This is a genomic window from Streptomyces sp. NPDC096339, assembly GCF_044762985.1.
Taxonomy (GTDB): domain Bacteria; phylum Actinomycetota; class Actinomycetes; order Streptomycetales; family Streptomycetaceae; genus Streptomyces.
The window spans coordinates 18,554-30,951 of the sequence record NZ_JBIWFI010000035.1 but is presented as its reverse complement, the minus strand read 5'-3'; the positions used below and the strand labels follow the sequence as shown (position 1 = coordinate 30,951).

The following is a 12,398-nucleotide window of genomic DNA, read 5'->3' as shown; positions in this document are numbered from 1 at the left end:
GCGCAAGGCGGCCCGGCTTCGTCGTCCTTGAGCCCCGGCTACGGCAGGTCGTCGCGGGAGACCAGGCGGTGCGCCGTGCGCCAGCGGCCCCGGGAGCGGACGAGGGTGTCCTCCATGACGCACACCCGGTGCACCTTCGGGACGCCGTCCGGCGGGGTCATGTACACCAGCGCGTAGGCGCGCGTGCGGATCGTGCCGTCGGGGCGCGGCTGTACGTCGAGCATGCCGAGCCAGTGCCGCAGCCGCTCACCGGTGCGCCGCGCCACTTCCTCGTTGTGGCGCACGCAGGCCGCCAGCGCGACCCGCCCGCGCACCGGCTCCGGCAGGGTCGGGACGTCGAAGACGGCCTCCTCGGTGAACGTCGCGGCCCACGGCTCGGCCCGGAACGCATCGAAGAGCTGCATCTGGTGCGCGTAGAACTGCTGGATCTCGGCATAGAGGACGCCGAACTCCACCTGTTCCCGCGCGGACCGGTCCATCGCGTCGATCGTCGTGGTCGGGGTCATGCGAGACAGCCTCTGTACCCGACATCGAGGCCGCTTCGAATCCTTCTCAAGCGTCTCGGCACAGGGTGGGGCACGTCCGATGAGGAGGACGAGGAGGCCGTGCCGTGCCGAGTTCCATCACGTACCCGCAGCTCACCCTCGACGGGCTGCTGCGCCGCGCCGCCGAGCGGGATCCCGACGGGTGCGCGCTGAGGATCGGTCCGGACCGGCTCACCTTCGCCGAACTCGACGCCCTCGCCGACCGGTTCGCCGCGTGCGCCGCGTACCTGACCGGCAGGCCGGGCGCCCGGATCGGGGTGGCCAACACGCTGGGGCCGGAGTTTCCCGCCGCCTACTACGGGGCCGTGCGCAGCGGCGGCACGGCCGTGCTGGTCAACCCGCTCATCAAGGAGGCGGGGCTGCTGCACGTCTTCTCGGCCGCCGCCGTCGAGGTCGCCTTCGTGCCCGCCGCGACCGCCGCGCTGCTCCGAGGCTTGCGCGAACGGCTGCCGGCGCTGCGCGCGGTGGTGGTGGTCGGGCCGGAGGGAGATGCGCTTCCCGGAGGGCTGTCCGTGGTCCCGTTCCCGGTGGTCGACCTCGACGCGGACGCCTGCGTCCAATTCACCACCGGTACGACGGGACGGCCCCGCGGCGTCCGGCTCAGCCACCGCAACCTGGTGGCGAACGCCGCGCAGACCGCGGCCGCGCACCGGCTGGACAGGGGCTCGGTCACCCTCAACCACCTGCCGCTCTTCCACACCATGCACCTGAACTCGGCCGTGTTCGCGGGCGCCACCCAGGTGCTGTGCACCAGCCCTGACCCGCTGGCCTCCCTCGCACTGGCCGCCCGCACCGGAGCCACCCACTACTACGGGCTGCCCGCCCGCCTGCACCGGCTCGCCGGGCAGCTCGTGCAGGCCGGTCCGTGGGCCGAGGGGGTGCCCGCCGGGCCCGCTCTGACGGCGGTCCTCTCCGGGGGCACCGCGCTCGCGCCCGCCACGGCCGCCGCGCTCTCGGCCCGGCTCGGCGTACCCGTGGTCCAGGGCTACGGGATGGCCGAACTGTCGCCGCTCTCGCACTGCCAGAGCCCCGACGGCGGCCCGGCCGGCTCCGTCGGCCGGGCCGTGCCCGGCACCGAATGCCGCGTCGTGGACCTGGAGGGCCGCCGGCCGCTGGGCTCCGGCGCCACCGGCGAGGTACAGGTGCGCGGGCCCCAGCTGATGGCCGGATACCTGGACCCCGCCGAGGACTCCGGGGTCGACGCCGACGGCTGGCTGTCCACCGGGGACATCGGATACGTCGACGAGCACGGCGAACTGTTCCTCGTCGACCGGATCGGGGACGTCTTCAAGTACGACAACGAACTCGTCTCGCCCACCGCCGTCGAGAGCGTCCTCGCCGAGGACCCGCGGGTGGCCGACTGCGTGGTCACGGGCTGGCCGGACCCGGTGCACGGCGCCGTCACCTGGGCCGGGATCGTGCTGCGCGAACCGTACGCACCACGCCTCCTCGACACCCTCGACTCGATCGTCGACGACGCCAACCGGCGCCTGGCCCGCTTCGAGCGGATCCGCCGCGTCGAGGTCGTCGACGCCGTGCCCCGCACCCCCGTCGGCAAGCCGGAACGGCGCCGGCTGCGCCAGGCCCTGCACAGCCGGGCCGCCATCGAAGCCGCTGTCTGAGCCGCTGTCTGAGCCGCTGTGTGAGACGTACCGCTGTTCGAGCCGCATGCACCGCCCCGAGAGAGAGGGACCACCATGGTGATGTCCGACCAGACCTCGGTGCTCGTCGTGGGAGCGGGGCCCGTCGGCCTGACCGCCGCCCACGAACTGGCCCGCCGGGGCATCCGCGTACGGCTCGTCGACGCGGCGCCCGGCCCGGCCGCGACCAGCCGGGCGGTAGCCGTCCACCCGCGCACCCTGGAGACCTTCGACCAGATGGGCGTGGTCGGCCCGGTGCTCGACAGCGGCCGCCACAACAAGGCCTTCACCATGTACGCCGGCGGGCGGCGCCTGGTGCGGCTCGAAGCCGACTACTCCTCGATGCCCACCCGCTTCCCGTTCACCGTCGTCATCGAGCAGACCCGCACCGAGGAACTGCTGCGCGAGGCCTGCGGACGGCTCGGCGTCACCCCCGAATGGGGGGTGCGGCTGACCGGCCTGCGCCAGGACGAACACGGGGTGCGGGCCCGCCTGGAGCACGCGGACGGCCGGACGGAGGAGTACGCGTCCGGCTGGCTCGTCGGCTGCGACGGCGGCCACAGCACCGTGCGCAAGGAGATCGGGCTGGAGCTGATCGGCGAATCCAGCGAGACCTGGGAACTGGCCGACGCACAGGTCGACTTCGACCTGCCGCCCGACACCATCTACTGGGTGCACACCGGCGGCCAGGCCCTGATGATGGTGCCCTACCTGCGCGACGGCCACTGGCGGCTGCTCGACACCGCGCCCACCGCCCGCGCCGGCACCACCGGCGCCGCCCACGACCTCAAGAGCGCCGAACGCTTCTCCGCCCGGCTCAGCGCGGGCCTCGGCCGCGAGGTGCGCGTCGGCCGGCCCGAGTGGACCTCCGTCTTCACCTTCCAGCAGCGCATGGTCCCCCGGATGCACGAAGGCCGCGTCTTCGTCGCCGGCGACGCGGCGCACGTCCACAGCCCCGCATCCGGACAGGGCATGAACACCGGCATCCAGGAGGCCTACAACCTCGCCTGGAAGCTCGCCATGACCGCGCACGGCCGGGCGGGGCGGGCCCTGCTCGACACGTACTCGGAGGAACGCGTCCCCGTCGGGCGCAGGCTCCTCGGCTCCACCAAGCAGGCGACCTTCCTCGTCCAGCTCAAGAACAACCTGGCCGGGGTGATGCTCCCGGCCGTCTTCTCCGTCGTACGCGGCGCGCCGCCGCTGCGCCGCAAGATCCAGCGCAAGGTGCTCGGCGGGATGTCCGGGCTGCTCCTCGGCTACCCCGACTCCTCGCTGAACGGAGCCGGCGACGACGGGCTGCGGCTGCCCGCCGGATCGCGCGCCGCCGCCGTCGCGGCCGCCCTCCCCGCGGGCCCCGCCGCCACCGCACTGCACGCCGAACTCCGCGACATCCGCTGGACCCTGCTGTACGCGCCCGACGGCGACGAGGCGAGCGCCGCCGCCGAGGGCGCCGACGCCACCGCACGGGACTGGCTCTCGGTCCGGGCCGTCGGCGCCCCCGAGGGCAGTGCGCCCTGGCCGCTGCCCGACCCGGACGGCAGGCTGCGCGACGCACTGGGCCTGGCCTCCGGCGGCTGGGTGCTGATCCGCCCCGACGGCTACCTCGCGGCCGGCGGCCGCAGCCTCACCGCCCGGCGGCTGGAGGACGCGCTGGCCGTACTCGGTCCAGCGCTCCTCCACCACACCTCGAACGCGTCCCCAGCGGCCCGGGACACGGTCAGGACAACCACCCGAGTCCTGGAGGGACGACGATGACGGCGACGACTGACGACGCGGTGCCCGCCCACCCCGTGGCCCTGGTCACCGGCGCGACCAGCGGGATCGGCCTGGCCGTGGCCCGGGACCTGGGCCGGCGCGGCCACCGGGTGTTCCTCTGCGCCCGCGACGCCACGGCCGTCAAGCAGACCGTCGAGGACCTGCGGGCCGAAGGCCTGGAGGTCGAGGGCACGGCGGCCGACGTCCGCGTCAAGGAGGACGTCGTCCGGCTGGTCGCCGCGACCGTCGAGACCTTCGGCCCCGTCGCCGTCCTGGTCAACAACGCCGGGCGCAGCGGCGGCGGCCGCACCGCCGAACTCGCCGACGAGCTCTGGTACGACATCATCGACACCAACCTCAACAGCGTGTTCCTGGTGACCCGGGAGGCGCTGCGCAGCGGCGGGCTCGGCACCGGCCCCTACGGCCGGATCATCAACATCGCCTCCACCGCGGGCAAGCAGGGCGTGGTGCTCGGCGCCCCCTACACGGCCTCCAAGCACGCCGTCGTCGGCTTCACCAAGTCCCTCGGCAAGGAGATCGCGGCCACCGGCACCACCGTCAACGCGGTCTGCCCGGGATACGTCGAGACGCCGATGGCCGCCCGGGTGCGCGCCGGGTACGCGGGCGTCTGGAACAAGACCGAGGAGGAGGTCATGGAGGAGTTCGAGGCGAAGATCCCGCTGGGCCGCTACTCGACCCCCGAGGAGGTCGCCGCCCTCGTCGGCTACCTGACCACGCCGCTCGCGGCATCGATCACGGCCCAGGCGCTCAACGTCTGCGGCGGGCTGGGGAACTTCTGATGACCACCTCCCTCCCCGAGGCCGGGCGCCTCCACCGCACCTCGCACGCGATCGAGGTCGCCGCCCCCGCGGGCGTGGTCTACGGCCTGATCGCGGACGCCGCCAAGTGGCCGCTGTACTTCCCGCCCAACGTCCACGTGGAGCGGCTGGCCTTCGACGGGGTGCACGAGCACCTCGCGATCTGGGCCACCGCCAACGGCCGGACCACCTCGTGGACCTCCCGCCGCACGCTCGACGCGGCCGCCCGCCGGATCGAGTTCCGCCAGGAGGTGCCCGCCGCCCCGCTGTCGGCGATGACCGGCACCTGGGCCGTGGAGGCGCTCGGCGCCGAACGCTCCCGGCTGACCCTGCTGCACGAGTTCTCCGTGGCGGGCGACCGGGCCGAGGACGTGGCCTGGGTGAACCGGGCCACCGACACCAACAGCCGCGCCGAACTGGGCAACATCGCCCGGCTCGGGGAGCGCTGGGGACGGCTCGACGCCCTCGTGATGTCCTTCGAGGACACCGTCCACGTGGCGGCCCCGCCCGCGGCCGTCCACGCCTTCCTGGAGAAGGTCGAGGAGTGGCCGGAGCTGCTCCCGCACGTCTCCCGGCTCGACGTGACGCAGGAGGGCCCGGTGCAGGTGATGTCGATGGACACGCTGACCGCCGACGGCTCGGCGCACACCACCGACTCGGTACGCGTCTGCTTCCCCGAGGCCGGCCGCATCGTCTACAAGCAGACCCGCACCCCCGCCCTGATGGAGGCACACACCGGCTCCTGGACCGTCACCGGCGACGCCCACGGCACCGTCGCCACCGCCCGGCACAGCGTGGTCCTGCGCGAGGACAACATCACCGCCGTACTCGGGGAGGACGCCGATCTGCGCTCGGCGCGCGCGTACGTCCGTACGGCACTGGGCCGCAACAGCACCGCCACGCTCACCTACGCCAAGCGGTACGCCGAGAGCCTCCAGTAGTTCGTTGCCGGAGGGCGGCGGCCGCTCCAGCCGTCCTCCAGTGCGGTCGTCGACGCTCGAAGACCGGTACGGGCAACCAACTCGCGGGGGGCAGCGATGAGACGCGTGGTCATCACCGGCATCGGGGTCGTCGCCCCGGGCAAGCCCGGTACCAAGGAGTTCTGGTCCCTGCTGACCTCCGGGCGCACCGCCACCCGCACCATCACGCTCCTCGACCCCGCCCCCTACCGCTCACAGGTCGCCGCCGAGGCAGACTTCGACCCGCTGGAGCACGGCTTCGGACCGTCGGATGTCCATCGGCTCGACAGGGCGGCGCAGTTCGCCCTCGTCAGCGCCCGCGAGGCGCTGGCGGACAGCGGGCTCGCGAACAGCGGGCCGGCGGGGTCGCCCGACCCCACCCGGTGCGGGGTGACCATGGGCAGCGCGCTCGGCTGCACCACCGGCCTGGAACGCGAGTACGCCGCCGTCAGCGACCGGGGCGGACGGTGGCTGGTGGACCACGGCCGGGCCGCCGAGCAGCTCTACGACTACTTCGTGCCCTCCTCGATGGCGGCCGAGGTCGCCCGCGCCGCCGGGGCCCAGGGGCCGGTGTCCCTCGTGTCCACCGGCTGCACCTCCGGACTGGACGCCATCGGGCACGCCGTCGACCTGGTCCGCGAGGGCAGCGCCGACGTGATGGTCACCGGGGCCGCCGAGGCGCCGATCTCGCCCATCAGCCTGGCCTGCTTCGACGCGATCAAGGCGACGACACCCCGCAACGACGACCCGGCCGGCGCCTCGCGCCCCTTCGACCGCACCCGCAACGGGTTCGTGCTGGGCGAGGGCGCGGCCGTCCTCGTCATCGAGGAACTGGAACACGCGCGGCGGCGCGGCGCGCACGTCTACGCCGAAATCGCCGGGTTCGCCTCCCGCAGCAACGCCTACCACATGACCGGACTGCGCCCCGAGGGCACGGAGATGGCCGAGGCGATCCGCCTCGCGCTCGACGAGGCACGGCTGGACCCGGGCGCCGTGGACTACGTCAACGCCCACGGCTCCGGCACCAAGCAGAACGACCGGCACGAGACCGACGCCTTCAAGCGCGCCCTCGGCGAACGCGCCCACCAGGTGCCCGTCAGCTCGATCAAGTCGATGATCGGGCACTCCCTCGGCGCGGTCGGCGCCCTGGAAGTGGCCGCCTGCGCCCTCACCATCGAGCACGGCGTCGTCCCGCCGACCGCGAACCTGCACGAGCCCGACCCGGCCTGCGACCTCGACTACACCCCGCTCACCGCCCGCGAACAGCGCACCGACACCGTCCTGACCGTCGGCAGCGGCTTCGGCGGCTTCCAGAGCGCCATGATCCTGACCCGCCCCAGCCTGAAGGCAGCCGTATGAACGCCGTCCTCGCAGCGCCCGCGACCACCGCCGTCTTCACCGGGATCGGAGTCGCCGCCCCCGGCGGGCTGGGCACCGAGGCCTGGTGGGCCGCCGTCCTGCGCGGCGAGAGCGGCATCGGCCCCGTCACCCGCTTCGACGCCTCCCCGTACCCGGTCCGCATCGCCGGGGAGGTGCCCGGCTTCGTCGACGAGGACCACGTCTCCAGCCGGCTCCTGCCGCAGACCGACCGGGTGACCCGGCTGTCGCTGGCCGCCGCCCAGGAGGCCATCGACGACTCCGGCGCCGAGATCGCGGCCCTGCCCCCGTACGAGGCGGGCGTGGTCACCGCGAACTCCTGCGGAGGCTTCGAGTTCGGCCACCGCGAACTCCAGGCCCTGTGGAGCCAGGGCCCGCAGCACGTCAGCGCGTACCAGTCCTTCGCCTGGTTCTACGCCGTCAACAGCGGCCAGATCTCCATCAAGCACGGGCTGCGCGGCGCCTCAGGCGTCGTCGTCTCCGAACAGGCCGGCGGCCTCGACGCGGTCGCGCACGCCCGCCGCCAGCTCCGCAAGGGCGCCCGGCTCGTGGTGACCGGCGGCCTCGACTCCGCCCTGTGCCCCTGGGGTTGGGCCGCACACCTCGCGGGCGGCTCCATGAGCACCGTCGCCGACCCCGCCCGGGCCTACCTGCCCTTCGACGAGGACGCCTCCGGCCACGTGGTCGGCGAGGGCGGGGCGCTGCTCGTCATGGAAGAGGCCCGCAGCGCGGCCGCCCGCGGTGCCCGCGTCTACGGCAGCCTGGCCGGCCACGCCGCCACCTTCGACGCCTCCCCGCGGGAGCCGCGCCTCGCGGACGCCGCACGCCTCGCGCTCGCCGACGCCGGGCTCGGACCGGCCGACGTCGACCTGGTCTTCGCGGACGCCGCGGGCGAACGGGAGGCCGACCGGGCCGAGGCCGAGGCCATCGCCGCCGTCTTCGGCCCGTACGCGGTGCCCGTCACCGCGCCCAAGAGCATGGCCGGACGGCTCTCCTCGGGCGGCGCCGCCCTCGACCTCGCCGCGGCCCTGCTCGCCCTGCGCGACCAGGTGATCCCGCCGACCACCGGCACCGTGCGGCCCGCCGCCGACTGCCCCGTGGACCTGGTCACCGGCACCCCGCGCACCGGGCGTGCCCTGCGCACCGCGCTGGTACTGGCCCGGGGCCGGGGCGGCTTCAACGCGGCGGCCGTCGTCCGCGCCGCCTGACACGACACACACACGGAAGAGAGGCAGTTCCATGGGACAGGGACAGGAGCGGTTCGAACTGGCGGACCTGGTCAGGCTGCTGCGCGAATGCGCGGGCGAGGCCGAAGGGGCCGACCTCGACGGGGACATCCTCGACAGGGCGTTCGGGGACCTCGGCTACGACTCCCTCGCCATGCTGGAGACCACCGGCCGGGTGGAGCGCGACCACGCCGTCGTACTCGACGAGGAGGAGCTCGACGAGGCGTACACCCCGCGCCGCTACCTCGACATGGTCAACCGGGCGCTGGCCGCCTCGCGGGCCGCAGTCTGACCGCCCCCGGACCGGCGGGCGGGCCCGGGCCGGCCGTCGACCCCTCCCCGAACGGTCCTCAAGCGGCCTTCCAGCCACCTTCCGGCGCGCTCCGGCACATTCGTGACCCTAGGGCGAGAGAGGTGGACCGATGTCACTCGAGCGGACACATCACAGGGCTTACACGGTGGACATGGACGCACCCGCCGGCGTGGTGTACGGCCTGATCGCCGACACCACCCAGTGGCCCCTGCTCATGCCTCCGAGCGTGCACGTGGAGCGGCTCGACTTCGACGGGACCGAGGACCGGTTCCAGATGTGGGTCACCGCCAACGGCGAGGTCAAGTCGTGGTTCTCCCGCCGGGCCATGGACCCCGTGGGCCGCCGCGTCGAGTTCCGCCAGGAGACCCCCGCCGCGCCCGCGCTGAGCCTGGGCGGCCGCTGGACCGTGGAGGACCTCGGCGCCGGCCGGTCCCGGCTCACCCTCGACCACGACTTCACCGTGGCGGAGGGACGACCCGACGACGCCGCCTGGGTGGGACTCGCCACCGACACCAACAGCCGCGCCGAACTCGACCGGATCAAGGAGGCCGCCGAGCGCTGGGAGCGCCTCGACGACCTGGTCCTCACCTTCGAGGACGAGATCAAGGTCCAGGCACCGCCGGAGCTCGTCTACGACTTCCTGTACCGGGCCGACGCCTGGCCCGCCCACCTGTCCCACGTCACCCGCGCCGAGGTCACCGAGGACGCCCCCGGCATCCAGCACCTCAGCACGGACACCCTCGGCGCCGACGGCGTCCGGCAGACCACCGAATCCGTGCGGATCTGCTTCCCGGCCGCCTATCGGCTCGTCTGGAAGGAGACCCCGGCCACCCCGCTGTTCGCCGCGCACACCGGCGAGTGGGCGCTGTTCCCCGACGAGACCGGAGTCACCGCCGTCTCCCGGCACAGCGTCCTGCTGCGCGAGGAGGCCGTCGAAACGGTCTTCGGTCCGGGAGCGGACCTCGCCGAAGCCCGTGCGTACGTCCGTCAGGCGCTCGGCCGCGACAGCACGGCCACGCTGGCCGTCGCCGCACAGCACGCGGAATCCGCTGTCCGCAGCCTCTGACCGGGGAGTTGAGCTCCGCACATGACGACCTCCCTGGCCCCCGCCGGCCCGCCCGTCACCGCCGTGGCGCAGCTCGGCGCCCCCGAGGCGGCCGCCCGCGCCGCCCGCCTCGAAACGCTGCTCGGCGACCCGCACGACCCGGCCAACCCGCACGGGATCGCGGCCCTCGCCGAAGCCGACGCCCGCCGCACGCCCCCGGCCGCCACCGAGGAACTGCTCGCCGGGGCACGGCTCGGGGCCGAGTTCGTGCCCGCCGGGGAGGGCGGCCGGCTCACCCGAGCCGACCTGCTCGCGCAGGTGCTGCGCCCCGTGTTCCGGCGCGACGTGGCCCTCGGCTTCGGGTACGGAATCACCTCGCTGTTCGCCGCCGCCCCCGTATGGGCCGAGGGCGGCCCGGAGCAGCGCGCGGAACTCGCGGCGGTGCTGCTGGGCGGGGGCCGGGCGTCGATCGTGCACCACGAGCTCGCCCACGCCAACGGCATCCTGCGCGACGAGTTCACCGCCGAGCCGGTGCCCGCGGGCGGCTACCGGCTCGACGGCAGCAAGGAGGTCATCCTCAACGCGGCCCGCTCCGGGGCGTACGTGGTCTACGCGCGCACCGCCCCGGCCCGCGGCCCGCGCAGCCACTCCGTCTTCCTGCTCGGCACGGACGCCATCGCGGGCGCCCGCACGGCCGGCCGGCTCACGCATCTGTCGCGCGTCCCCATGAACGGCATGCGCGGAGGCCTCTTCTCCGGGCTGCGCTTCGAGGACTTCCCGCTGCCCGGGCACGCCCTGGTCGGAGCCGAGGGCCAGGGCGTGGCCCTGGCCCTGCGCACCTTCCAGGTCAACCGCTGCCTGATCCCCTCCCTGGCCGTCGCCGCGGCCGACACCGTCCTGCACTCCGCCGTACGGGCCGTCACCGAGGGCCGCACCGCCCCCCTGGCCCGGCGCTGGCACAAACCGCTCGCCGGGGTGTTCGCCGACCTGCTGGCCGCCGACAGCATGGCCACCGTCTCGCTGCGCGCCCTCAGCCTGCTGCCCGAGCACGTCAACGTACTGGCCGCGGCCGTCAAGTACGTCGTACCCGACATGATCCGCGAGGACCTGGAGGAACTGGCCGGCGTACTCGGCGGCCACGGCTACGTGCGCGGCGACGCCCAGTACGGGGCCCTCGACAAGCTGGTCCGCGACCTCCCGGTGGCAGGCCTCGGCCACGCCGGGACCGCCGCCTGCCAGGCCGTCATCGTGCCCCAGCTGCGCCGCCTCGCCGAACGCTCCTGGTTCCGCATGCCCGAGCCGCCCCCCGGCCTCTTCGGTGGCGGCGCGCAACTGCCCGCCCTGGACTACCGGCAGCTCGGCATCGCCGGGGGCGACGACTTCCTCGCGGCGACCCTCGTCGGCGCCGCCGACCGGCTCGGCGGGGCCCTGTCGTTCGGCGGCCAGATGGCCGCCCTCGCCGAGCTCGCCGACGGCTTCGTGGGCGAGCTGCGCGAACTGCGCACCCGGTGCGCGGCCCTGCCCGAGGGCCGGGCCACCCTGGCCGGCCCCGGAGTGGCGGTGCTCGCCGACCGGTACGCGCTGGTCCTCGCTGCCGCCTCGGTCCTCGGCATCTGGGAGGCGCAGGACGGCTCGGACGCCTTCCTCGCCGACCCGGCCTGGGCCGTGCTCGCCCTCACCCGGATCGGCAGCCGCCTCGGCATCGCCGTGCCCGACCTGCCCGAGGGCTGCCTCGCCCAGGTCCTCGACGAGCTCATCCGCCGCCACCTCGCGGGCCGCAGCTACGACCTGGACGGGACGGAGCTCATCCGATGAACCCCGTACCCATCGATCGGGCACCCACCGATCCGGCACCGGTCAACCTGGCGGCGGCGCCGCCCCTCCACGTCACCGGCCCCGCCGGCCCCTGGGAAGAGGTCTCCGCCGGGCTGGAGTCGCGCGGCAGCGTCGTCGTGTACGCGACCTGGGGGGAGTGGCTGACCGCGGCGCTCGCCGACACCTCGCTGCGCCCGCTGCTCGGCCGGGACTGGCAACGCTACCGGCGCACCCCCGACGCGGCGGTCCGCTACCGCTTCGTCACCTCGCGCATGGTCGTCAAGTACACGGCGGCCGCCGCGCTGCGCACCGAGCCGGCCGCGCTCGACCTCTCGTACCGGATCGGCGGACGCCCGTACATCCGCGGCATGAGCCAGATCGACCTCAGCCTCAGCCACACCGAGGACCTCATCGCCGTGGGCCTCAGCCGGATCGGCCGGATCGGCGTGGACGTCGAACCGGCCGGCCGGCGGATGTCCTTCGAACTGCTGCGGGACCGCGTGTGCATTCCCTCCGAGGCCGCCGAACTCGGCCGGATGCCCCCGGACCGGCAGGCCGCCGAGATGCTGCGGCTGTGGACCCTCAAGGAGGCCTACACCAAGGCCCTGGGACAGGGACTGAGGCTGGGATTCACGGAGTTCGGCTTCGGCCTGGCCGACGGCGCCTTCCTCGGGCCGGACGGCCGGCCGGCGGCGGGGGAGGCCTCCTGGTGGTTCGCCACGCACCGCGTGCTGGGGCGGTACCTGCTCAGCACGGCCTGTTCCGACGCGGGACTGGACCCCGCCGGCGACACGGCCGTCGACACGATGTTCGACGAGGGGTTCATGCAAGCCGTGGAGGCCGAACTCGAAGCCGGCTGAGACACCCCCCAAACCCCCAGGCACTGCGATCGGCAATCCCGACAG

General features: G+C 74.2%; 11 protein-coding genes. 10 read left to right on the top strand and 1 reads right to left on the bottom strand.

Features of this window, described 5'->3' with window-relative positions:
- Positions 1-38: 38 nt before the first annotated feature.
- Entirely contained in the window at positions 39-506 is a 468-nt protein-coding gene (locus ACIQ5Y_RS31925; protein WP_403888292.1) for a nuclear transport factor 2 family protein, read from the bottom strand.
- Between the two features lie 104 nt (positions 507-610).
- Here ACIQ5Y_RS31925 and ACIQ5Y_RS31920 point away from each other — a divergent pair, with 104 nt between their 5' ends.
- The 10 genes from ACIQ5Y_RS31920 (at position 611) to ACIQ5Y_RS31875 (ending at position 12,353) form a co-directional block, all read left to right on the top strand.
- Complete coding sequence (locus ACIQ5Y_RS31920) at positions 611-2,167, top strand: class I adenylate-forming enzyme family protein (RefSeq protein ID WP_403888289.1); 1,557 nt, start codon at positions 611-613, stop codon at positions 2,165-2,167.
- An 81-nt stretch (positions 2,168-2,248) separates the two neighbouring features.
- A complete protein-coding gene (locus ACIQ5Y_RS31915; protein ID WP_403888286.1) occupies positions 2,249-3,940 on the top strand; it encodes an FAD-dependent oxidoreductase in 1,692 nt (563 codons plus the stop codon).
- Positions 3,937-4,740, top strand: a complete 804-nt coding sequence (locus ACIQ5Y_RS31910) for an SDR family NAD(P)-dependent oxidoreductase (protein WP_403888283.1) — start codon at positions 3,937-3,939, stop codon at positions 4,738-4,740. Before ACIQ5Y_RS31915 ends, ACIQ5Y_RS31910 begins: the two co-directional genes overlap by 4 nt.
- Positions 4,740-5,699: an aromatase/cyclase gene (locus tag ACIQ5Y_RS31905; RefSeq protein WP_403888280.1), complete on the top strand. Its 960-nt coding sequence runs from the start codon at positions 4,740-4,742 to the stop codon at positions 5,697-5,699. Before ACIQ5Y_RS31910 ends, ACIQ5Y_RS31905 begins: the two co-directional genes overlap by 1 nt.
- Positions 5,700-5,795: 96 nt before the next feature.
- Positions 5,796-7,076, top strand: a complete 1,281-nt coding sequence (locus ACIQ5Y_RS31900) for a beta-ketoacyl-[acyl-carrier-protein] synthase family protein (protein ID WP_403888277.1) — start codon at positions 5,796-5,798, stop codon at positions 7,074-7,076.
- Positions 7,073-8,302 carry a ketosynthase chain-length factor gene (locus ACIQ5Y_RS31895; protein ID WP_403888275.1) on the top strand — a complete coding sequence of 410 codons (1,230 nt, stop codon included), beginning with the start codon at positions 7,073-7,075 and terminating at the stop codon, positions 8,300-8,302. The genes ACIQ5Y_RS31900 and ACIQ5Y_RS31895 overlap by 4 nt, the downstream gene beginning before the upstream one ends.
- Positions 8,303-8,333: 31 nt before the next feature.
- A complete protein-coding gene (locus tag ACIQ5Y_RS31890; RefSeq protein WP_403888272.1) occupies positions 8,334-8,612 on the top strand; it encodes an acyl carrier protein in 279 nt (92 codons plus the stop codon).
- Between the two features lie 172 nt (positions 8,613-8,784).
- The gene (locus tag ACIQ5Y_RS31885) at positions 8,785-9,699 is read left to right on the top strand and encodes an aromatase/cyclase (protein WP_403888269.1); all 915 of its coding nucleotides are present in this window, start codon (positions 8,785-8,787) and stop codon (positions 9,697-9,699) included.
- 21 nt (positions 9,700-9,720) lie between these two features.
- On the top strand, positions 9,721-11,493 hold the full coding sequence (locus tag ACIQ5Y_RS31880; RefSeq protein ID WP_403888266.1) for an acyl-CoA dehydrogenase: 1,773 nt from the start codon (positions 9,721-9,723) through the stop codon (positions 11,491-11,493).
- Positions 11,490-12,353, top strand: a complete 864-nt coding sequence (locus ACIQ5Y_RS31875; RefSeq protein ID WP_403888263.1) for a 4'-phosphopantetheinyl transferase family protein — start codon at positions 11,490-11,492, stop codon at positions 12,351-12,353. Before ACIQ5Y_RS31880 ends, ACIQ5Y_RS31875 begins: the two co-directional genes overlap by 4 nt.
- The last annotated feature ends 45 nt before the right edge of the window (positions 12,354-12,398 follow it).

Coding starts and splice junctions, on each gene's coding strand:
- ACIQ5Y_RS31925 (WP_403888292.1), bottom strand. CDS start 506: ATGACCCCGACCACGACGATCGACGCGATGGACCGGTCCGCGCGGGAA.
- ACIQ5Y_RS31915 (WP_403888286.1), top strand. CDS start 2,249: ATGTCCGACCAGACCTCGGTGCTCGTCGTGGGAGCGGGGCCCGTCGGC.
- ACIQ5Y_RS31910 (WP_403888283.1), top strand. CDS start 3,937: ATGACGGCGACGACTGACGACGCGGTGCCCGCCCACCCCGTGGCCCTG.
- ACIQ5Y_RS31905 (WP_403888280.1), top strand. CDS start 4,740: ATGACCACCTCCCTCCCCGAGGCCGGGCGCCTCCACCGCACCTCGCAC.
- ACIQ5Y_RS31900 (WP_403888277.1), top strand. CDS start 5,796: ATGAGACGCGTGGTCATCACCGGCATCGGGGTCGTCGCCCCGGGCAAG.
- ACIQ5Y_RS31895 (WP_403888275.1), top strand. CDS start 7,073: ATGAACGCCGTCCTCGCAGCGCCCGCGACCACCGCCGTCTTCACCGGG.
- ACIQ5Y_RS31890 (WP_403888272.1), top strand. CDS start 8,334: ATGGGACAGGGACAGGAGCGGTTCGAACTGGCGGACCTGGTCAGGCTG.
- ACIQ5Y_RS31885 (WP_403888269.1), top strand. CDS start 8,785: ATGGACGCACCCGCCGGCGTGGTGTACGGCCTGATCGCCGACACCACC.
- ACIQ5Y_RS31880 (WP_403888266.1), top strand. CDS start 9,721: ATGACGACCTCCCTGGCCCCCGCCGGCCCGCCCGTCACCGCCGTGGCG.
- ACIQ5Y_RS31875 (WP_403888263.1), top strand. CDS start 11,490: ATGAACCCCGTACCCATCGATCGGGCACCCACCGATCCGGCACCGGTC.